The 24,125-nt window shown below is 55.6% G+C and carries 5 protein-coding genes; all 5 read right to left on the reverse strand.

Translation table 11 applies throughout. From position 1 onward, the window contains the following. Positions 1-14: 14 nt before the first annotated feature. From PBOR_RS18695 to PBOR_RS18715, 5 genes are read right to left on the reverse strand one after another with little or no spacing between them, the layout of a single operon-like run. Entirely contained in the window at positions 15-2,213 is a 2,199-nt protein-coding gene (locus tag PBOR_RS18695; protein WP_042214204.1) for a type I polyketide synthase, read from the reverse strand. Continuing rightward, complete coding sequence (locus PBOR_RS18700) at positions 2,206-8,619, reverse strand: SDR family NAD(P)-dependent oxidoreductase (protein ID WP_042214206.1); 6,414 nt, start codon at positions 8,617-8,619, stop codon at positions 2,206-2,208. The genes PBOR_RS18695 and PBOR_RS18700 overlap by 8 nt, the downstream gene beginning before the upstream one ends. 33 nt (positions 8,620-8,652) lie before the next feature. Continuing rightward, entirely contained in the window at positions 8,653-15,051 is a 6,399-nt protein-coding gene (locus tag PBOR_RS35570; RefSeq protein ID WP_167549551.1) for a beta-ketoacyl synthase N-terminal-like domain-containing protein, read from the reverse strand. 5 nt (positions 15,052-15,056) lie between these two features. Next, positions 15,057-23,540 carry an SDR family NAD(P)-dependent oxidoreductase gene (locus tag PBOR_RS35575; protein ID WP_052429552.1) on the reverse strand — a complete coding sequence of 2,828 codons (8,484 nt, stop codon included), beginning with the start codon at positions 23,538-23,540 and terminating at the stop codon, positions 15,057-15,059. Beyond that, positions 23,530-24,120 carry an indolepyruvate oxidoreductase subunit beta gene (locus PBOR_RS18715; protein ID WP_042214209.1) on the reverse strand — a complete coding sequence of 197 codons (591 nt, stop codon included), beginning with the start codon at positions 24,118-24,120 and terminating at the stop codon, positions 23,530-23,532. Before PBOR_RS18715 ends, PBOR_RS35575 begins: the two co-directional genes overlap by 11 nt. Positions 24,121-24,125: the final 5 nt, after the last annotated feature.

The raw sequence follows: 24,125 nt of genomic DNA on the forward strand, positions 1-24,125 counted from the left end.
CGCTCTTACAGCTTCTAGCTTCCCCTGCGGTATTCTTCGATGACGATATGGCAGTTCGTGCCACTGAAGCCGAACCCGCTGATTGCAGCCATTCTGGAGCCCCGTTTGTTCTCCGGCCAATCTACCAGCTCAGTGTTGATGTAGAAGGGGCTTCCGTCCAGCCTGATCTTCTCATTAAGCCGGCTATAGTGGATCAGCGGCGGGATCTGCCTGTTCTTCAGGGCCAGCAGGATTTTGATCATCCCGGCGACACCGGCGGCCATCGTGGCATGTCCGATATTGGCCTTCACGGACCCGAGTGCGCAATACTGGCTGTCCTGCGTAAATTCGCGGAACGCTTCGATCAGTGCTTTTACTTCAATGGGGTCACCCAAAGCGGTGCCCGTTCCATGCGCTTCGACATAGTTGATCTCGGCCGGGTCGATGCGGAACTTCTCGTACACCCGTTTCTCCAACTGAATCTGCGAGTTCACGCTTGGTGCGGTAATACCATTGGTCCGGCCGTCCTGATTCACACCGCTGCCCCGGATCACACCATAGATATGATCCCTGTTCTCCAGCGCCTGCTTCAGCGGCTTCAGCACCACAACCCCTACCCCCTCGCTTAGCAAGGTTCCGTCTGCGGCCTGATCGAAGGGTCTGCATACACCCTGCGCCGACAAAATCTCCATCTGGCTGCTCTGCACCATGCTGTCCGGGGTAATCATCAGCCGGATGCCTCCGGCCAGCGCCATGTCGCATTCCTCATTCCAGAGGCTCGTACACGCCTGATGGACGGCTACCAGCGACGAGGAGCAGGCGGTATCTATCGAAATGCTCGGGCCTTTCAGATTCAGAAAATACGAGATTCGCGCAGCCAGGATCGACGAAGAAGTCCCTGTAAACGCATCTGCGGTATTGCCCAGACGGTTCGCTTCCAGATGCTTGGTATAATCGCTTGGCGCACAGCCGACAAATACGCCGCAGCGGGTATCCTGCACCGCCTGGTCGGAATATCCGGCATCCTCCAGCGCCTTCCAGGCCTCTTCCAGAAAAATCCGCTGCTGCGGGTCCATAATTTCCGCTTCTTTGGGGGAAATATTGAAGAATAACGGATCGAATTCATCCACATGGTCGAGCAGTCCTGCAACCGTGCAATAGGTCTTCTGATCCGCTTTCCGGTCTTCGTCATACAAAGCCCGAATATCGAATCGGCTGGCGGGAATTTCCCCAGTGCTGGATACGCCGTCACGGAGATTGCGCCACAGCTCTCTTGCCGAAGCGGCACCGGGAAACCGGCCCGATAATCCGACAATTGCAATGCCTTCTGCCGCAGCGGCAGAGGCTTGGACAGCGGGAACTTTTGGCGAAGCTTCCAGCTTGACCTTAACTGGTTCTTCCGCAGGACGGGAGGCGGCAAAACCCAGTTTGATCTTGCCTGCAGTCTCTGCACTTGGCACTGCGGGAGCAATGGGAGCCGGGCCAGTTTTCAGTGTCAGCTTGGGCGCTCCAGAGGCCGGTTGTCCAGCGGATAAGGGAGCCTGCGCCGCAGGTGCTTTTTCCTCCTTGGCCTGACGCCCGGTTACCGGACTCAGTGAGCGCGCGGCGCGCGGCGTAGCTGTGGCAGGCTCAGAAGCTTTTACCGGCTCCTTAAAGTTCACTGGCTCCTTCATTGGCGCTTTCGGTTTGGACGATGCTGCTGCCGGTTTGTTAGTAGAGAATTGGTCGATCAGATCATTCATATATTCATATCTGTGGTTCAACCGCTGGGACTGGACAGGTTCACGCAGCTCTTGCAGACCCTTTGCCGGATTGTGACCCGTAGCCTCCATCACCTTCTTCACCAGACCTGCGCCGCTGTTCTTCTGAATCTCATTCACCATATAGCGGGCCAGTTCCGGGATGGTCGGATAATCGTAGAGGAGAATGCCGTCGAGCTGGATATGCAGCGCTTCATTCAGATCGCGGACAATTTCCACACTGCTGATTGAATCGATGCCCATTTCCTTAAAAGAAAGCTCATGGCTCAGCTCCTCCGGCTGAAGCTTCACTACCCGGCACAGCACATCCTTGACCAGCTGCTCCACGGCTTCCGGAGAGTATGCCTGCTGTGCGCCGGAAACCGCATTTCCCCGCTGCTTCAGCTCATTGATGCGTCTCAGGCCTTCGCGGGCCTCCAGCTTATGGTCCTTGATCTGCTGCAATATGTCCTTGATCGTCTCGCCGTTACTCATAGTACACCTCCAAAAACTGGGCCACTTCGTCTACATCCAGCTCATCCTCGTTCAGCCTCGACAACAGCTCCAGCAGATCACGGTCTTCCTGGTTAGCCGAAGAGGCGGAAGTGCTGACTGATGCTTCTGGCACTCCTGAACCGGCATGCCCCACTGAAGCTCCTGCTGCTGCACCCTCTCTTATACCTGATGATGTTCCTGTGACTGCGGATGCTGACAATACTCCCGGTACTTCCGCTTCCTGAGCCTGGAAATTCGCTCTTAGCTTACGCCCGATATGCGCTGCCAGAAGGTTAATGGTGTAGTAATCATAAATATCGATGGTGTCGAGCTGCAGGCTGAAGCTCTCACCCAGATCACGCACAATCTCGACGCCGCTGATGGAATCCACACCCATATCCTTGAAATTCATATCCTCGTCCAGTTCTGCTTCATCCAGTTGAATCCGGTCTGCGATGATCTGGGTCAGTTCGTCCTTGATGTTCCGTTCAATGTTCCGATCAGCTTCTGCAGCATATATGGAAGGAATGGAGACAGCAGAGTCTGTTGAACTGGCAAGACCTGTTGAACCGACGTTAGCCACGGTGCCAGCGTTCAACCGGGACGGCTTGTTAACTGTACCCTCAGGTGCGGACAGTGTTGCCGCCTTTACTGCTTCCCGTTCTTCCATCACTGGCTCTGAAGCCCGGTACAGGTGGCGGATCTTTGCTTTGACCTCCGGCGTGGTGAAGGTGATGCGGTGCATCTCATTCTCGCGGTCCACGCAGTGCAGCAGTGAATCCAGCACCCTGCTGGCCAGCTCCTGCTTCAATACACTGACCGTGGTTCTTGGCTTCTCGGCAATCAGCCGGGCAATCGACACAGCCTCCTGCAGCACCTTGTCCTTGGCCCGGAAGATAACAGAGGCAGATCTGCTTTTGAGCTGTTCGCCGGAGTACATACTGGCCGTGAACATCATCTCGACAGCAAGATTCTTGCCCAGCTTATCCTCCAGAATGAAGGTCGCGCCCATCCCCGGGGTGAAACCGTATTTGGCAAAAGCAGCGGAATACACGCTCTCCTCAGCCATAACCACAATATCCGCATACAGCCCGAACAGCATGCCGCCGCCGGAAGCATGGCCTTCCATCGCGGAGATCACAGGAATAGGGCACTCCAGCATTCCCCTGTACAAAATCGGCGCATCCGTAAAGCTCAGCTTGGAGTCGGAAATATCCAGCAGCTGCTCCTGCGTTCCGCCCATGGAGAAGATCCTGTCATTCCCGGCAACCACAATCGCCTTGATCTGCTCGTCCTGCTGGGCGGTTTGGAAGCAGTGGGTAAGCCCCTGTATAACCTCATGGGTAAATGTATTGTTATGCATCGCGTCCTGAATCCGAATGATGGCGACGCCGCCTTCCACACGTTCCAGCACAACTTCATTCCCCGTATACGCAAATGCTTTAGGCGCTGCGAATCCGGAAGTTGGAGCAGGTTCTGCATACTCTTGTATATTAGTTATAAGTTCTACTGGGTTAACCGGCTCGATCCAATAGCTTTTGCGGGCAAACGGATAATGCGGCAGCGAAAGAAGCTCAGGTGCGTCTTTCCCGTATAACATCCGCCAGTCTATAGCTGCGCCTTCCGCCCATGCCCGGGCCAGCAGTTCAGCATCACGCAATGTATACAGATTGGCCTGGATTTGAACATTGCCGTGTATTTGCGCCTTGCTTGTCCGCCCTTCTGCGGCCACGCCTGCCTCTGATGTGAACAATTGAACGGAAGCCCGCTGCTCCAAGTAATCATCTATAGTCGCCAGCAGTTCACTTAGCGTGTGGTACACGACAGCCAACCGGTGCTTCATGGGTTCCCGGGCCACCTGAAGTGTATAGCTAAGCCCCGACAGCGATAGTTCCTGCACAGCCCCGGCCTTAGGCTCAGCAGTCCCATACCCTTCCATACCTGCAAATCCGGTTACGAGCTGGCTGCTAAGCTCCTGCACTGTTAAGTCACCGCTTACCGCTGAAGCATTTGCCTGTATACCGAAGCTTCCCTGGAGTCTGTCACACAATTGGAGGAATTCGACAGGCCCGAGGCCCAGCTCATCCAGAGTGTGATCTTGTCCGATCCCGGTGACCGGAAGGTCCAGCATTTGAGCGATCACTTCTTGCAGGGCGGCTGTCACTTCCTTATGACTTTCGTGGATTCCTGCTTGTCCTTGTTCAATGAAAGCTCTCATCCGCCGGGCATAGGCTTGCAGCCGCTCCGGGGTCTGCGCGGATAATACAAAGATATAAGGACCATTATTGCCAGTCTGCTGATCCTGATCTCCATTCTTTCTGCTGCCTGTATATTGCTCCAGAATGACATGGGCGTTGGACCCTCCTGCACCAAAAGCACTGATGCCGGCGCGTCTCGGGTACACCGTTGTCTGCCCGTTAGCGGTACGTGTGACCGGCTTCCATTCCTCCAGCTTCTGCTGAATATAGAAGCCTGAATCGCCAAGCCGGATATGCGGGTTGATCCGCTCCGAATGAATCGAAGGCGCAAGCTGCCCGTGCTGCATCTGCAGAATCACCTTGGCGATGGAGGATATGCCTGCTGCCGCTTCGGCATGGCCGATATTGGACTTGACTGAACCAATGGCACAACTGAAGGATTGATCTTTACAGGGGGCAAAAGCATTCATCAGCGCCTTGATCTCAATCGGATCGCCGAGCGAGGTCCCCGTGCCATGTGCTTCAATATAATTGACGGTGCCGGCATCGATGCCGCTTCTGCGGATCGCTTCGGACACGGCTTCCTCCTGCGCACGCTGATTGGGAACGGTAAATCCGCTGGCCTCCCCGCCATGATTAATGGCGCTGCCCTTAATGACCGCATAGATCCGGTCATGGTCCCGCTCCGCCTGCCTCAGCGGCTTGATCAGGATCGCCCCTGCTGCCTCGGCGGGCACGTAACCATCTCCGCCTTCGCCGAAGCTGCGGCATCTGCCTTCCGAGGAAGCGAAATTACCCTGCGACAGCAGCAGGTACTTATCCGGGTGCACGGAGAGATTAACCCCTCCAACCAGGGCCATGGCACAATCCCGGTTCTTCACGCTTTGGCAGGCCATATGCAGTGCCGTCATCGAGGACGAGCACATGGTATCAATGCCCAGGGAAGGTCCGGTCAGTCCAAAATAATAAGACACCCGGTTGGCAATCGACGAGATGGTGGAAGTTGCCACCTGCCGGCTGGTATTGTAGAGCTGGTACTGCATCCACATGGCTCCGGCGAATACGCCTACCTTTTGGCCTTTGAGCGCAGACCGGATATACCCGCCATCCTCGAACGCTTCCCAGGCCAGCTCCAGAAATACCCGCTCATGCGGGTCCATCAACACGGCTTGATAAGGTGCCACATTGAACAGCAGTGAATCGAACTTGTCCACATCGCGGAGGAAGCCGCCCCACCGGGAGCTGTCCTTGCCCCAGCTCTCCTGGGCAATCCGCTGCTGCTCCTCATGATTCCACCTCTGCGGATCGACCTCCGATACTGCGTCCCGGCCTGCCTTGAGCAGCTCCCAATACTCCGGCAGATTGTCCGCACCCGGAAATCTCCCGCTGATTCCGATAATCGCCAAGTCATCCTCATCCGTATTTCCGGTAGAGCTTGTCAGATGGCTCAGAGCGATCCCGGGCTGCGGAACAGCCTTCTGCTCACTTGAATCCCCGTCCCGGACCAAAACATCGTCAATCCTGATTTCTTCCCCCGGAACCATGAGCAGTTGGGTTTCTTCCCGCTGCAGCGCCCATTCCAGCGCCTCTATCCCTGCGGCAGTCTCCAGGAGCGTGATGCCAAATCTGTGTTTTAGCGCCAGCTCCGTATGTTCGTCGCCTTTCATGCCGCCATCGCGCCAGAGAGGCCAATTGATAGACAGGGATTTGCCGCTTCTGAGCCCCTGCGCCCGCAAGAGTTCCCGTTGCTGCATATAGCCGTCCATATATAAATTGGCATACGCGTAGTCGCTTTGCGTTGGATTGCCCAGAATCCCCGCCACTGAGGAAAATGCGGCAAAAAAGGTGAGCGGCTCCTCCTTAAACACTTCATCGAGATTGACTGTACCCTCCGCCTTCACCCGCAGCACCTGACGCAGATCCTCACTGTCCTTATACACCAGTAACGAATCACGAGTAAGTCCCGCACAATGAAAAATCCCGTCCAGCCTTCCATGCTTCTCCTTCACAAAAGCGTGCAGAGACTCGACCGATGTCCGGTCCGTTACATCACAAGCTACATATTCAAGACGCGGATGCGCGTCTAACCCGGCACCGACCTCATCCGGCAGCTTGGCCGCTCTTCCGCAAAGAATGGCTGCCCCGCCTTGCTGCAGAACATGCGCTGCCAGCTTTTGTCCAATGCCTCCGGCTCCGCCGGTAATCAAGTAGACATGGTTGCTGCGAATAGCCGTTGTAACGCCGCCTTCTGCGTGTCCGGCCTTGCGGTATGTCTGTATTCTCCGGAGACCCTGTTCATAAACCACACGGCGCCCGCTGTCCCAACCGCTGAAGAGTTCATCAAGGAAAATAGTCTGGAGCTGCCTGCGGTTCTCTGCATCAATGCCGATACATTTATACGCCACCTTATCCGTTTCGGACTGGATGCAGTGCAGGAATCCCTCCATAGCGGCATCGCCCGGATGAGCGGCCAAACCTTCTTGATCGAAGAAATAGAGCATCTTTACTGCCGATTTTATTTTGCTTCTCAGCAGCTCCCGCAGGATATAGAACATGGGAATCACCTGCTGCTCCGAATCCGGCAGACCGCCTTGGCTCCGCCCGCCGCAATTCAGGCTGTTGACCAGAACCGTGGGCATGCGGTCCGCTGCCTGTAATTCAACCGCCAATTGCTTGTAATCGCCCTCGCGGTTAAAGTTCATGCGGTAAATACCTGCTCCGGCTGCGGCAAATTGTTCTCCCGGAAGCACGAAGCTGAAGCGGCTGCCTGCCTCCGATCCCGCTAGAGCAAGCAGCTCATCCTGTTGCCCGCACAGAACCAGCACCTGCTCCTGCTGCCCCAATTGTTCCGCCTTGCCGCGGAGCGTCAGCGGGCTGTTGACCCAAGTAGGGGTATAGGCATGAATGGCCGCAGCGGCCGTTTCCGGCTTAGCAGATTGGTTCACATCCCCAAGCGCTGTAGCGAAACTGAAAAACGAATCGCAATGTTCCCGAAGAATATACTGGCTTAACTCGTCCATCGTGGCGTATTCAAACAGCAGCGTCGGGTAGAGAGAGCATTCCAGCTTCTCTTCCAGCCGCTTGACGATATCCAGCAAATGCTGTGAATTCAGCCCCTGATTGTAAAAACCCTCATCTGTCCGCAGCTCGGACTCGTCCCTTCCGGACAGGCCACTTACCAGCCGCTTCAGATAGGAGGTGACGGCTTCCTTGCGCACACTTTCCTCGGCTGGAGCTCCCTTGCGGGCCGACGGAGCTTGGGCTTTGACTTGGGCTGGCTCCAGCTTCGCAGCAACGGACGAAACCACCGGTGCTGCAGCAGGATGTTGAACCTTCTGAGGTCCGCTGATCAGCTCCTTGGAGCGGATCTTCTTCAGGCCCCAGCGTCTGAAGCTGGCGATCTCCTCTCCTTGCCCGTTGTATACTTCGATATCGAAATACATCAGGTCCTTGATGTCTCCATCCGGATAACCCTCATCCTTGATATAGACATAGATCTGCTCCTTCATCGGTTCATAGGAACGGAAGGATTCGATGAACATCGGAATGGAAGCCTGGATCTCCCGGGAGAAATCCAGCTCCTGCAATACAACAAATCCCTGAACCAGCGTTGCTGCATCCAGATAACAAGGGTGCATGTAGAACTGGTCCATATATTCCCTGGCGAGCTCGCCCAGGGTAATTTCAGCCAGAATGCGCTGATCGCCGTAATACAGTTTTCCCAGACCCTTCATAAATTCCAGGTGGCGGATATCGATTCTCCGCACATAGCTGTAGGCATGGTCCATATCTTCCACGCGGTGGCTCAGACTCTTAATCTGCTGAATGTCGATCGATTTTCGCTCACCGGTGCGCGGAGGGGACAAATGCAGCTCACAGCGCAGATTTTCATCCCAGATATTGTCCAGCACCTTATGTTCCTTAACCTTCTGGCTCTGTGCCACAACCTCGTAACCATCCGCTTTTTTCGTGAACGAGATTCGGATTTTTTTATCGTATTGCCCGCTGGTGGAGACCGGCTCGCTGAACAGCACCTTGCGCAGCTCGACATCCCGCAGGTTAATGCCTTTGGTCTGCAGGAACCGGTAGATCATGTCAAGCAGCGTGACACCGGGCATAATCCGTACACCGTGAACCCGATGATCTCTGACGATATAATTGCTGTTTTTTATTACTGTACTGAACTTCACACCGTTTAAAGCGTCCATGCATGCACCCTCTCCGCTCTCCCGTATTCAAGCTTACTCTTCCACGAATTGCAGAAAGGACAGTTGATCCTGCACTTCCTGTGTCTGCTTGCGCTCTTCCTTCACGCGGTCTACCCAGGCCCGCTGCCTGCTGTACACCGGCGCAGGCAGCGGCTGTCTGCGCAGAGTATAGCCGCTGAGCGCCTCCTCCCCGCACTCCCCGATGATCATATGAACATTGGTGCCGCCGAATCCGAAGGAGCTGACGGCTGCCCGCCGGGCCTCCCCGTGACTGTCCCAGGCCGCGGCTTCAAGCACCGGATAAAAAGGCGAATGCCCAAAGTCGAAGCGCGGATTGGGCCGGCTGCAGTTCAGCGTAGGAACAAGCGTCTTATGGTGGACGCACAGCGCCGTCTTAATGAAGCTGGCAATGCCCGCCGCACTGAGGCAATGGCCGATATTGGTCTTCACACTGCCCACACCGCAGAAGCCGGTGGCACCGGTATATTTTTTGTATACCGAGGTCAGGGCCTTCAGTTCAATAGGATCGCCAATCATCGTGCCCGTGCCGTGCGTCTCCACGTAACCAATCGTCCGCGGGTCGATGCCGGAACGGCGGATCGCTTCAGCGATAACCTCTTCCTGAGCCTGCATGCTTGGAGTGGTAACTCCCATAGTACGGCCGTCATTATTGGCTGCCGAAGCTTCAATAACTGTGTATATTCTGTCCCCGTCAGCGAGGGCCTTGGCCAGCGGCTTGAGCAGCACTGCTCCGCAGCCTTCTCCCGGCACAATGCCGTTCGCATCTTCATCAAAGGTATGGCATTTGCCATCCGGCGACATGGCTTTGGAGGCGCTGAATACGAGATGGGGACGCTCATCCAGAAGCAGGTCCACCCCTCCCGCAATGGCCATCTCCGATTCGCCGGAGCGGATGCTCTGGCAGGCCAGATGCAGACTGAGGAGCGAGGAAGAGCAGGCACTGTCCACCGTCAGGCTCGGACCCTTTAGATTGAAGAAGTGGGAAGCATACGCTGCGATGAAATTTTGCCCGATGCCGATGATCGTATTCTTGTTGATCTCCTGCACCCAACCAGGATAAGAACCGGGATGGGCACCGATGAATACGCCGACCTTCTTCCCGCTGATCTCCTCCCGTTCATAGCCCGCATCCAGAAGGGTCTCCGCCGTAACCTCCAGACACTGCCGCATGAGCGGACTGATCTGCTCCACATTCTCCTTAATGTCGAAATACCCGCCATCGAAGTATTCAATATTCTCCAGGAAGCCGCCCCATTTGCTGATGCTTTTGCCTTCCGCATAGACGGGAGCGTACAATTCCTCCTGATCCCAGCGGCTCGCCGGAACCTCAGTAATACTATCCAGTCCCTGCCGCAGATTGTTCCAGAAGGCGTTTTTGTCCCCGGCCCCCGGGAAATGGCAGCCCATGCCGATAACGGCTATCCGTTCGTCATGTCTGAATTCAGGGCCATGTGTCTCATCCGGTGCAGTGTATGCCGCCTGCTTCCTTGCTTCACTGCCTCGGCCGTTGTGAAATTCCGGTACCCGGCTGTACGGCTCAGCGAATCTGACCGTGCTGTTTGTCTGCACCGGCGGAACCTTCTGCTCCAGCTCCTGTTCCGGCTCGCTTTCACTATCTGTTCGGTTCAAGCAGAGATGCTCCGCCAGCGCGCGCATGTCTCTAAGCTCGAAGAACAGTGCCGGATCCATACGGGTCTGAAATGCAGCGTCCAGCTTCTTAATGACCTCGATCAGCAGAATGGAATCCACGCCGATTTCGGCAAACGGAACATTCTCCCGCACACGGTCCCTCGGCAGCTTCAGCTCTGCACAGAAAATATCCATGACCAGCGCGGACGCTTTTTGCAGCTCACCCTGGGTACTCGGGGTACTCGGAGTACTCGGGGTACTCGGGGTACTCTGTGTATTCAGAGCACTCCCTCCGGGCGCCACAGCTTCATGACTGCTCTGGCCCTTTATAACGGCCTTCTCCCCAGGTAAACCCTTAGCCCGTTCAGCGCTTGCCCGGATCAATAATTCCGGACGGTAAAGGTCCATGTGAAGGATAGCGGGGATCACGCTTGGCGAATCACTGCTGCAGATGATGTCCTCCAGCATGAAAAGACCATCGGCCAGGCTGTGCGCGGTAAGTCCTGACTGTGTATAGATCGGGCTAAGCTGAAACCCGGAATCCGCCAGCATCCCGACCTCCGACCAGCTCGGCCAGATAATCGACTGATAATGCGTGTTGCCGATAGTATGTTGATGCTGTGCATACAAGTCCAGATAATAGTTGGCGGCGCTGTAATCACTAAGCCCGGCAGACAATAGCGGCGCCAGAGCTGAAATGGAGGAGAAAAGAATAAAGAATTCCAGTGTATCTTGGGCAAATATGTGCTGCAGTGCCGCTATCCCTTCAACCTTAGGTTCAAAGACCTGCCGGATATCGGCGATTTTTTTATGAACAAAAGCCGGGTGCTGATTCAGATTGGAGCCTGCGCAGTGCACGACACCGCCTATTTCGCCCCATTGCTGCCTGATGTTCTCAACAAACGGAGTGAGCTGTCCGGCATCGGTCAACGATCCGGAGTACACCTCGATTTGGGCGCCGGAGGCCTCCAGCTCCACGACCCGCTTGATGCGCGCCTGATTCCCCGGGTCACGGCTTGCACCGGACAAGATGTCCGGCCAGTCCGCCCGTGCCGGAAAAGCTTGAACCCCCATAAGCACCAGTTTCCGTGCTCCTCTTCTGACCAGCAGACGGGCCACCTCGGCCCCGATCCCCCGCGTGCCTCCGGTAATGACATAAATCTTATCGGGGTCTAAGTTCAACCGGTTATGCAGTTCTCGGCTAATCCATTTATTCTGCAGCTTCAGGGCAGTAATAACCGGCTCATATCGGAATTCGCCATCATAGACCGCTTCTGCGGTATCGCATTCCATACTTAATTCGCCATGAACAATCTGGAGCTGACGGTTAATATCTGCCGCTGACGGGCCGATATCCACGGTGCGGGCGGTGACCTGCCTATATTCTGCACCAAGCGTGCGGACGATCCCGGCGATATCGGCTCCGGCCAGCGTAACCGTGCGGTTCTCCTGACCCTGAACCCCGCCGGTCAAATGAATGATCCGAAAATCCCTGCCCGCCTGCTTGACCAGGGCTTGCAGAAGCATGATTTTACCGTAGCTCCCCTTGGACTTGTGCTGCGGCTGTACATGAAGATCGGAGAAATCAACGATTCCCTTCAGTTTCAGCTTCGTTCCGAGTACGGCCTCAATCGTCTGCTCACTATCCACTGTAAGAGTGAAGTCAACGGGCAACACGGAGTCACGGGCTTGCTGCGCTCTTCCGTCACACAGAATTATCGGCGCTTCAAAGCTTGCCCTGACCACTGCAAGAGCGGCATCATCCAGCTCTTCATTTACGACGATGAGATACTGCCCTTCAGGCGGTTTGTGCTCAATCGGCTGCTCCGACTTCACCCATTCCTTCTTCAGCAGACCGTATTGCTCCCCGGTGATAACTTCACGGGTGCTGACGGGTACCATATGAATGTTCTTAAAAGTCAGCACAGCTCTGCCCGACTCATTCAGCACATGAACGTCATAATGCTGCTCGCTGCTCCCGCTATCCAGACCTCCCGATTGAAAATAAAGGTATTGGGCCGCTGCGGCCTGCCGTGCAAGCTGTATTTCACCGATCTCATAAACTGCAGACGCCGTGCCGCCATTACTGATAATGTCCATGTTCAGCCCCTGCAGGACGGCTTCAATCAATTGAGCTGACAGAATATCGTCCGCCGAATGGAGCGGGCCTTGTGATATCTCCACCAAGTGATCTGTCAGGCTGCTGTACAAGCCCGTTATGATGCGGGCCTGTGCCTCATAAGCTATACCTTGATTCTCCAGTACGCGGTAGACTTCATCCCCGGTCCGAACCTGTGCCGCTTCCCGCTTGACCTTGCCGACATCCACCACAGCCGGTTCGTGAGACGGATAAGCCAAGCCTGTTCTGGCCGTACCTGCGGCCAGAATCTCCTGCTGTGCTCCTTCGGGCAGGACAGCGAACCGGAGGCAGTCCCCCTCCCCTTGAAGCTGGATTTTCAGCTTCACTTGCTTCTTGTCAGCAGCAGCAGGATGATAGAACTGTACCTGCTCCAGGGCGGTAATACCCGGGCCGCCGCTTCCAAGCATTGCAGCCTGCGCGCCCATCGCCAGCAGAATAGCTTCGCTGAACACCGCTGTCCCATATATGGACTTGCCGAACATGGCCATTCCGGCTGTCTCCGGTTCGGTCACAAAGCTTATTCCCTGCACCGTTGACACATTGCGGTGAACCAGCGGATGGAGCAGCCCCTCTGCCGCCGATTCAATGATTCCGGCGGCCCCGGCCGCTCTGCCACTTCCAGATCCTTGGGCTGCTCCAGTTCCTCCCTCGGCTTCGGCACTTCTGAATCCTCCGGCATTTCCAGCTCCTCCATCAGCTTCGGTACTTCTGTATACTCCGGCACTTCCAGTTCCTCCGGCAGCTACCGTACTTCCGTCAGCTCCGCCATTCTCCGCGCTTCCCTTCGCTTCCCCTGCCTCAATCCAGCAGCGCATATAATCGAAGGGGTAGCCTGGCAGCGGCACTCTCTTGAAGCTCCCGGCAGTCAGCAGGCTTTTGAAATCGGCAGCATAGCCTTTAATGTAATAATTGGCGATCAACTGCGCCGCCTTCGCCCGTTCCTGAGAGGTAAGACGGTCCTGGTGAAACTGGACCAGCAATTGCTCCATCTTGGCCTTTAGTGCAGGATTCACTACTTCATTGCTGCCCGAGCCGCCGCTGTACCAGCCTGATCCAGGCCGCTTATGGAGAAAAGCTTCCAGCTCACGGATCAGCTCCTCCTTGCTTGCGGCAACGAACATGCTGCGGTATGCGTAATGGTCTCTTCCGGCCAGCAGCGTGTACGATATATTGGTAAGTCCGCGCAAAGCTGTGTGCTCCTGCAGATAATCCAGCAGATTCTGGACCTTGGCTTCAAGTGCCGTATCGCTTTTCGCTGACAAAGGGAATAATAGCACCTTCCCTTCATTGTCCCCGGCTGTGCCGGTACCCGCTTCATCCTCAGGCTCAATATGCTCCGCAACAACCACATGGCAATTGGTTCCGCTCATTCCAAACGAGCTGACCGCCGCCATCCGGGGCCGTCCGGCTTCTCTGCGCCATTCCTCGGTCTGTTTTCCCACGTAGAAAGGGCTATTCTTAAAATCAATCAGCTTGTTCCCCTCACCGGAGTGGAGCGTAGCGGGAATTCTGCCGTGCTGCAAGCTCAGCAGGACCTTGATGAGACCCGCCATGCCGGAGGCGGACAGTGTGTGCCCGATGTTGCCTTTGACCGAGCCGAGATGGCAATATTGCTTCCTGTCCGTGAATGCGCCGAAGGTCTCCGTGAGGGCAGCGACCTCGATCGGATCCCCCAGCCGGGTGCCCGTGCCATGCGCCTCTACATAGGAGATATGTTCAGGATTAATCCGGAATTTCTCATAGACTTCCCGTTCCAGCGCTGCCTGCGAGAGGCCGTTCGGGGCGGTGATGCCATTGGTTTTGCCGTCCTGATTCACCCCGATGCCTTTGATGACTCCGTAGATATGGTCCCCGTCCCGCTTCGCGGCAACATACTTCTTGAGGAGCACCGCGCTCACGCCTTCGCCCAGGCCAATGCCGTCCGCCTCCTCGGCGAACGGCTTGCAGATTCCGTCGGTGTTCAGCATCCCCAGCTTACCCAGCGACATATAAATCCAAGGCGTGAGCATGAGCTGGACACCTCCGGCGATCGCCAGCTCGCTGCTGCCGCTGTGCAGGCTGTCACAAGCGAGCGACAAAGCCACCAGAGATGAAGAGCAGGCTGTATCCAGGGCGATACTCGGCCCCTTCAAATTCAGCAGATAAGAAATTCTCGCCGGAATGACCGACAGGCTGTTTCCTGTAGGCACATGCTCGTTCGTCTCACCCTGGAAACGCTCCAGATACTCCCCTTGCTGAAGGCCCACGAAGATGCCGCATTTGCTTCCTGACATGTCCTGCAGCGAATATCCCGCGTCTTCAATGGCCTTCCAGGATTCCTCCAGAAACAGCCGTTGTCTGGGGTCCATATGCTCCGCTTCTTTGGGAGAGATGTGGAAGAACAAGGGATCGAATTGATCCGCTCCGGGGATAAAGCCCCCATACCGGATATGTGCCTTCTGCACCGGGGCCAGCCTGGACAGCTCTGTGCGTTCAGCAGGCGCTTCCTGAAGACTGCTCACTCCCTGCACAAGATTGTTCCAATATTGCTGCACATTACGGGCGCCGGAGAATCTGCCGGAGAGTCCGATAATGGCGATGTCATCGCTGAGCACATTGCCATTATTTTGTGAGAAGTCCGGTGTATGTGTTCTGCTCTGCATAAGCATCAGCTCCCCTCCAGTAAGAGTTCAAGTTCATTCAGATCAATAGGGCCATCCACCGCCAGCCCGGCGTTCCCGGAGGATGCTGCTACGGTTCCTGCTGTCTCCAGAATATGGGCCGTCAGCAGCCGTACCGTATTATAGTTGAACAGATCATTGGAATGCAGCGCAAGGCCGAGCCGGTCGTTCAGCTTGTCTACCAGTTCCAGCGTAAGCACAGAATTCACGCCTAGTTCTGAGAAGGGCAGATCGGCGTTAATCCCTTCGGACTCCATGTAAATGACTTCCTCCAGCGTGCGGTTCAGGATTTGCTCCACCGTACTCTCAAAAGCTTGTGCAGATTCAACCGGTTCCGCCATATTCAAAGTTTGTGGAGTTTGTGGCCGAATGCTCTTGTTTTGCTTATCATTGGCCGGTTCCGGTTTCCATTCCGGCTCTGCTTCGGGCGTGTATCTGCTTGCCTCGGCGGCAGCCTCCGAGAAGCTATTGCCGATCCAATATCTCTTCTTGTCAAAAATATAATTCGGCAGCGGGATCACCCGTGCACGGCTTCGTTCATCATGCAGCAGCTTCCAGTCAATCTTCGCTTTCAGCAGCCACAGCTGCGCAATCTGCGGCAATTGTCTGTTGCGTACAGCGCTGCCGATAAATTGCTGCCCGGATTCGTTCTGGAACAAAACAGCGGCAATATCACGCTGAGGGTCCAGGCTGCCTGTGTATACATCCGGCAAATTCGGTTCTCCGGCGGCAAAGCGGATCAATACTTCCCTCAGCTCCCCGATATTCCGGCTGACAATAGCCACTCTCTCGGCAAAAGCTTCCCGCCCAACCTGCAGCGTATAGGCGACATCTTCAAGCCGAAGGGTATATTCGTCCGTACCGGCATCCATTCCCGCCGCATCAGCCGCAATATTCTCGGCATGAGTCCCGGTGTCAGAGCCGGCTCCGGCATTCCTCCGGCTAAACTCAGCCGCCTCCAGATGATTCATCAGCTCACGCAGCGACCGGTTGGCCCGCAGCGTATTATCGGCAGCGTCTTCCGGGAAAAGCTCCTTGATGGCGGCGGCCAGCCTAACCTGGTGTATAGCATCCGTGCACAGCTCTGTCAGGTCTTCGTCGCTGTCGATCTGCCCCGGGTTCACGCCAAGCACTTCCGCGACGGCGCTCAGACAGCGGTTCTGAACAGCCTGCAATCGGGCTGCCATTAGCTCACTTGTGTTCGAAACCCTGCCCTGCTTCCGGTGCCGGCCGATAAATGCCGCGAGCTGCCGGGCCTGCGCCTGCAGCTTGTCTTTGCTCTTGGCGGACAGCACGATGAGCTGCTCCTCATTCCGTGCCGCAGGGGTTACGTCCGGCTCATATTGCTCAATAATGATGTGGGCGTTGGTGCCGCCTGCCCCGAAGGAGCTGATGCCCGCCCTAAGCGGCTGAACCTTCAGCCCATCCGGCGTCTCCTCCGTGAGCGGTTCCCACGGCTGGAGAGAACGCTGCACATAGAACGGCGTTTTGGCGAAATCGATATTCTCATTCAGCTGCTCCGCGAGAATTGAAGGCACCAGCTGCTTATGCTTCATTTGCAGCAGCACCTTCGTCAAGGAGGCCATACCGGCTGCCGATTCGAGATGGCCGATATTGCTCTTGACCGAGCCAATGGCGCAAAACTGCGTTTTGGCGGTGAATTTCTTGAAGGCCTTCGTTAACCCGGCTACCTCGATCGGGTCTCCCAGCGCAGTTCCGGTGCCATGGGCCTCAATGTAACTGATCTGTTCGGGATGCACCCCCGACCTCCGCAGCGCCTCCTCAATCAGCTCGGATTGGGCATTTGGATTAGGTACGGTATAAGAACTGACCTTGCCGCCGTGATTGACCGCTGTTCCTTTGATTAAACCGTATACAGGGTCACCGTCGCGGAGCGCCGCCTCCAGCGGCTTCAGCAGGACCGCACCGACGCCTTCGCCGGGAACATAGCCGTCGCCGCCTTGGCCGAAGGCCCGGCACTTGCCTTCCGTGGAGCCGAACCTCTGATCGGCCAGGAAGATATATTTGGCCGGATGCACAATAGTGTTGACACTTCCAGCCACCGCCATTTCACTCTCGCCATGCCGGATACTCTCGCAGGCCATATGAATGGCTACCAGTGCCGACGAGCACATCGTATCAATGGCCAGGCTCGGTCCCTTGAAGTTGAAATGATATGAGATCCGGTTGGCGATGGACGCGAACGAAGAACGTACATCCATCAGCCGCCCGTTCATGTATTGCTCGGCGCCGAGCATTTGATAATGGGAATTCATAACGCCGATGAATACGCCAACCTTCTTGCCGGAGAGCGTATCCGGGGCAGTTCCCGCATCCTCCAGCGTGTGATAGGTGGACTGGAGCATCAGCCGCTCCTGCGGGTCCATCAGCTCCGCTTCCCGCGGGGAAATATGGAAGAAGCCGGCATCGAACTTCTCAACATCCTTCATGAAAGCGCCCCACTTGGTGTACACTTTGCCCGGCTTGCCTTTCTCAGGATGGTAATCCTTGCGGTAATCCCAGCGCTCCGGCGGAATCTCCGTGACGCAATCCTGGCCCCGGCTTAGCACCTCCCAGAATTCCTCCAGCGTATCCGCCATCGGGTACTGTCCGCTTAGTCCAATAATTGCAATGTCTCCGCTTACTGCTTCCGCAGCCGGATGCCGGGAAATAGCAGGAGCCACTTCCACTTCCTCTTCCACCGCCGCTTCGCGGACAATAATCTCCTCGTCAGACACCACCACTGGCATCACTTCCTCCGCCGCTACTTCCACAATCGCTCCTTGCTGCTCCGCCACCCGGTTATGTTCAGACGCTCCGGCGGACTTCTGAAAGAATTCCGTATGGTTATCCATAAAGAAAGCTGTCAATTCTGCAATTGTGCTGTATTCAAAGAATAGCGTGCTTGGCAAATCTGAGAAATCCTTGCCCAGTATTCCATTCAGTTCCATGATCATGATGGAGTCGATACCGTAGCTGGAGAAGTCAGCCGAGATGTTAAGCTGCGCTGCCGGAATCCCGGTCGTCTGAGATACGACTCCCTTCAGATACTGCTGAACAGCCTCCTCTACCCGAACAGTGCTGACAAGACTGCTCTGTGGCTGCTGCTGGACCGAAAGAACCGGAAGCTTCACCGGAGCTGTTGCCCCGCCCGGTGCGGCTGCTCTCTGCTGCTCCTGAACAACCGGCACCACTCCCTGCTGCCGCTCATGAACACTCCGCGCGGAAGAATTCAGCACCCTCTCATGCTGCGGCCTCTCTTCTGTAACGGCTGCGGTAACTGCCCCGAGTACCCGGTTCAGCTGCTGCCGCTCCCCGCAGGCAACAATAATGCGGGACTCGCCCGTAGTGACCAGCTGCTCCAGCAGTTCAAGACCGGCCTGTGTATCCAGCTGCTCCATTCCGGCTTGCTGACGGTATTGTACGGCTTCCGCTCCGGACAACTGCATCGCGCCGTCATTCCACACCGGCCAGTTGATGGACAGCGATGCACCTGAGCGGATACCCGCCTTAACCTGCTCTGTCCGCAGCACGGCAAAACGGTCCAGAAAGCTGTTGCCCGCCGCATAAGTGCCTCTGGCGAAATCTCCAATGATTGCGGAAATAGACGAGAAAAGCACGAAGAAATCCAGTTTATCCTGCTGCGTAACTTCATCAAGATTGATTGCTCCCTGGACTTTGGGCAGCAGCACTTCGGCCATCTGTTCAGGACTGGCTTCCAGCAGCGGCTGCTCACCAAGCACTCCGGCACAATGAATGACGCCGTTAATGGAATGAAAAGCCTCCTTGGCCTGCGCCACGATCTCTCCGGCAGCTTGCCGATTCGCGATATCGCCAGGCAAGTAAATAACCTGCCCGGGATAACTCTGCAGCCGTTCAAGCTCACGGCTTCTCGGTTCATCAAGCGCGGATCTTCCGGTCAGCACCACATTGGCTTCATAATGCCGCAGGGCAAATTCGGCCACGGCAAGTCCCAGCTTACCCATGCCGCCGGTAATCAGGTAGGTTCCATACTTGCGGAAACCGCTGAATTCAGCTACCGGCAACGATTCCAGCGGAAGGATCGCGCGGCCGGCTCTGGCTCCGCCTGCATAAGAAGCTTCCACAAAGGACGCCTGCTTGTGGTACAGCAGCTCTTGCGCCGCGTTGAACGGTATTTCATCAGCATGTTCGCAATATATCACGGACGGGATGAAGCTGTGGTTGATGGCCTGAAAGGCCTTAGACAACCCCCGCAGCATCCCTGCTTCCGGCTGACTGCCGCCACGGACCGCGCCCAGCAGGAAGCGGACCTGATTTTGTGAATAGAGCTGTGTAACCGCCTTGAACAGATACAGAACCGGATAAAAAGCGTTCAGGATATCTGTCTGCTCCCAGTCCCACTCATACAGAAAAGCGTCAATCTTTATCCCCTTAGCCAGCAGCTCAGTGAGCAGCTTGCCATAATCCGCTTCCCGTGCAGGCCGGATGCTATATTCCAGACTTTCTGCTGCTGCGCTGTAGTCCGCTCCCGGATTCACAATAATGATGTTGTCCAGCATCGTATGCTCCCGGGCGAATGCTTCTGCCAGCCGGTGAACGTTCCCTTTGTCCCGTGCGAAGTAGAGCACATTCTTCACTTCGGCCCTACTCTTCACTTCACTGTGGACAGCAAACCTCCCGGCTTCCGGAAGCTGAGCTTCCTGCCAGCGCTCGGTATACAGGTGGATGCGGCCTGCCGCATTCACCGGATTCTTGCCCTGAATGGCCCGGATCGTGAAATCTCTGGCTTCCACCAGCACTTCACCCTGCTCATTCAGAATATAGACATTGAACCGCTTCATGCCCGCTGCCTTGCCTGCGGTTTCCGGCACGATCTCCGCGTAGGAATAGCAGCTTGGCGTAAGACTGCCGAAGATGCGGACTTCACCGAGCGCAAACGGGATATGCAATCTTAGCTGCTTGTATGCCTCGGCTCCGCCGATCCAGGTCACTGCCCGCAGCGCGGCATCGACAAGGGACGGGTGCAGCACATATTGGCTAAATGCAGGCAGCAGGTCCTGAGGAAGATCCAGCTGCTCCAGCGATTCTCCGCCTCCGCAGAGGGCTTCGGTCGTTGCCTGGAAGCTTGGCCCATACTGAAAGCCGATGGAGCCGGCAAACACCTCGTTATAGCAGAAATCCTTAGCAATTCTGGCTCCGCCTCTGGCCCGTATATCGTCAAGATTGAAGCTGCGCCGTTCCGTCTGCGGTCCAACCCCGGTATAGAGCTTGCCAGTGCAATGAATAAGCTGGATACCCTTCTCAGCGGTGTATACCTGAAACTTCAAATACCCTGATTCGGGAGTGAGCTGAATATAGGCATCCCGTGTATCAGCCACTTCCAGCCGGTTTACCCACAGCACATCCTTAATCGAATGCACCTGCGTCCTGGCCGCGAATTCGCCGGCCGCCCTGACCATCTCCAGATAAGCGACTCCCGGCAATATCACCCGTTCATCCACAATATGCTCGCCAACATAGAAATCGCTCACTTTAAGTGTCTTCACGAACAGCAGCCGCTCCGGACTGGACTTCGCCAGATCAATCATCGGATGGCTCTGAGCCGGAGCGGCCTGAGGGGCCGCCATCCAATGCGAAGAACGGTTAAAGGCATAGCCGGGTAATGGCCGCTTCATGAAGCTGCCGCCGGGATACAGCCTGCTCCATTCCAAATCCGCTCCAGCTTGCCATAGCTTCAGCAGAACCTCTTGGAATCCAAAGATTCCGCCATTCGGAAGCGATAACGCAGCCGTTTCCTTATTCCCTGCATACAGCCTGATAACCTCAGACTGCAAGACGCTCTGCCCGGCACATTGTTCCTGAAGCTGTTCTCTCCAGCTTGCGAAATCGGCAATTTCCGCCATGTGATGATTGGCTTCACGCAGACAGGTGTAAGGGGTTTTCAGATTTAATTGCTCCTGCCGTTCGTTGAGCAGATCACGGACAGCTTCAAGCACTCCTGCCTCTTCCTCATCAGTAGAAGTTAACAGCCGGACTGCCATTTCTTTGGATATCACATCATCCAGAACAAGCTGGACCCATTCATTCAGCCGCTCATCGCTTAAGGTGATTCGTTCCGACAAATCCCATTTCTGATTCAGCTTCAGCAGTGAGCCGTAGGCGATTAACAGCAGCAGAACACGCTGCCGCTCCAGCTCCGGTCCGCCTTCACCGGCAACTAACAACTTCTCCTGATGCAGCAGCGAGTCTGCGGACAGATTCGCTGCCTGCAGTGCCGGGACTTGATCCCAATCCCGCAAATATTTCTTAAAGGTGAATTGGGTCCGGCTGAGTATCCTGGCTTTCTCCACATAATGCCTGAATGCCGCAACGTCAGCACCTGTGATGCATACCTTGCGCAGCTCAGCAATGTAAGCTGTGCCGATATTAATAGGACGGATCTTCACTTGATGAACAGGATCTATGAAGGTCAGCTCCGGTCTTTGCAGCACTGACTCCGCAAGAGTAGCCCTGCCGGTCAGAATATCAAAAGCCTTAGCAGGCGTAATCATTCCGCTGACCGCCATAGCGAGCAGCGTTCCTTGCTGCTCACCGCTCACGGACGCAACCTCTACTCCCAGGTTAATCAGGACTTTAGCCAGCGTATAATTAATCAAGAAAGAGTAGGCAGCAAGCTTATCCTTGTTCCATTTGGCAATTGAAATGCCACTCCGGATAGCGGCCTGCCCTCCGCGCAGCTCAGTTTCGGCAATAACCTCTTCAAGAACTTCGCGGATATATGGCTCTTCCATTACGCTCTTAATCTCTGTGTATCCCGTATAGATGACATTGGTGAAATGAACCGACCAGCTGTTGCGGCCCGGTTCCAGTCTCTCGACAGCGGAGGCAGCGGATTGCAGAAATTCTGCCAGCTCCTGCTTGCTCCGGACGACAGCACCGATTCTGAATTCCCGGCAATGGCGTCTGCCTGCAAGCAGTGTTTTGCATAATTCACCGATGGATGCATCCGTAACCTCCGGCGAATTCATGTAAGACTTCCAGGCTGCTATACTCCCGTTCAAGCTATCTCTGTTCAGAGCAGAGAGGGTGAAGAGCTGCGCGCCTGACGCGGGATTTCTGCCGGCTCTGGCCGGCTTCGGCGGCTCGTAAGCCTCAAGAATCACATGGGCGTTGACTCCTCCGAAGCCAAAGCCGCTTACACCCGCACGCAGCGGGGTCTGTTCATTGACCGGAACCCACTCCGTGTTATCCGTGGCTACCTTAAACGGGGTATGCTCCCAGTCCAGCAGCGGATTCAGGCCGGTGAGATTGAGCAGCTTGGGAATGGTCTTATGCTTCATCATCAACAGCACCCGGATGATCCCGGCAACGCCAGAGGCACTTGCTAAATGGCCGATATTGGTCTTGACCGAGCCAATAGTGCAGAACTGTTCCTGATCGGTGTATTGTCTGAACACCTGGGTCAGCGCTTCGACTTCAATCGGATCGCCTAGAGCGGTTCCGGTGCCATGCGCCTCAATATAATTGACGGTCGAAGCGTCAACCCGGGCTTGCCGCAAAGCGGCTTCAACCAATTCCCTCTGCGCTTTCATGCTCGGTGCAGCGATGGTCTGTGAGGCGCCGCAGTGGTTCACTGCCGTTCCCCGGATGATGCCGTAGACATGGTTGCCGTCCCGGACTGCGTCCTCCAGCTTCTGCAGCAGCAGGACGCCAACGCCCTCTCCCTGCACGAATCCGTCCGCATTCTCATCAAAAGCCTTGCATTGTCCGTCCCGGCTCATCATATTCGACTTGGAGAAGGTCACGTAACGCCAAGGATGATAGGCGAGGCACACACCTGCCGCTATGGCATACTTTGCTTCTCCGGCCTGGAGATTCTGTCTTGCTTTGTGAACAGCAACCAGTGAGGAGGAGCAAGCGGTATCCAGAGAGAGGCTCTCTCCGGTCAGGCCCAGATAATGCGAGATGCGGTTCGCCGCAATACACTCGAAGTTGCCGAGGCCCGCATAATGATCGACCTGCTCACCCCCGGTCAGAGCAATCAGACCGTAGTCATTGCCGGTAACTCCGACATACACAGAAGTTCGTTCCTTCTGGAGCTCCGCCAGCGGAATTCCAGAATCCTCAAGACAATGCCATGTTTCTTCCAGCAGAATCCGCTGTTGGGGGTCCATGCTCGCCACTTCCCGGGGCGACAAGTTAAAGAAGGCATTGTCGAACTTGTCGATACCGGATAATGAAGCGCAGTATTTCACAAACTGCTCATTATCCCAGCCGAGGTCCGCCTCATTCTTCAGCCCGTATCTGCCGTTCTGCCAGCGCTCATAACTGATAGGCTTGACTGAATTCACATGATTGATCATGTTATTCCAATAGCTGCTGTAATCCTCCGCCTCCGGAAATCTGCAGCCGATGCCGACAATCGCCACATCCTGCCCTGCTGCAGCCCCCCGCGGCTTAAGCTTGCTTGCCGAAGCCTTAGAGCTCATATACCGTCTCCTTTTCTTCCACGGCCCGTTGTTCCCTCATCCCTCTAAGCAGAGAGAGAATGCTGTCCTCCTGGTACTGCTTCTTGATATACTTCTCCATCGTGCTCTTCCAGACATCGAATTCAAAGCCAAGCGCCTGCAGCAGCGCGCCCAGCATGACAAAATTCTCATTCCGCACATTTCCCGTTTCCTTGGCAATGGCTGTTCCTTCGACATAAGTGACATGCTTGTACCGGCTGAAGCTGTCATCGTACTTTCCCTTGTATGTATCTTCATTCAGCTCTGCCAGATTGACGAGCATCCGCCCTTCCAGTTTCAGGAAGCTCCCCCAGCGCAGCGCTTCGATCTGATCGAAGCCGACAATATAGTCCGCTGTGCCCATTTCAATCAGGGGAGAGTAAATTTTGTCGCCAAAACGAACCTGTGCATGTACGCTTCCGCCTCTTTGCGACATGCCGTGCACCTCGGAGACCTTCACGTCATACCCGAGCGCAACCAGTCCCTGGGACAAAACATTGGTTACAGTGATGACACCTTTTCCGCCCACACCGGCCAAAATTATGCTTGTAGCTGCTGTCATAGGTT

It is taken from the genome of Paenibacillus borealis, assembly GCF_000758665.1.
In the GTDB taxonomy this organism is placed as follows: domain Bacteria; phylum Bacillota; class Bacilli; order Paenibacillales; family Paenibacillaceae; genus Paenibacillus_AQ; species Paenibacillus_AQ borealis.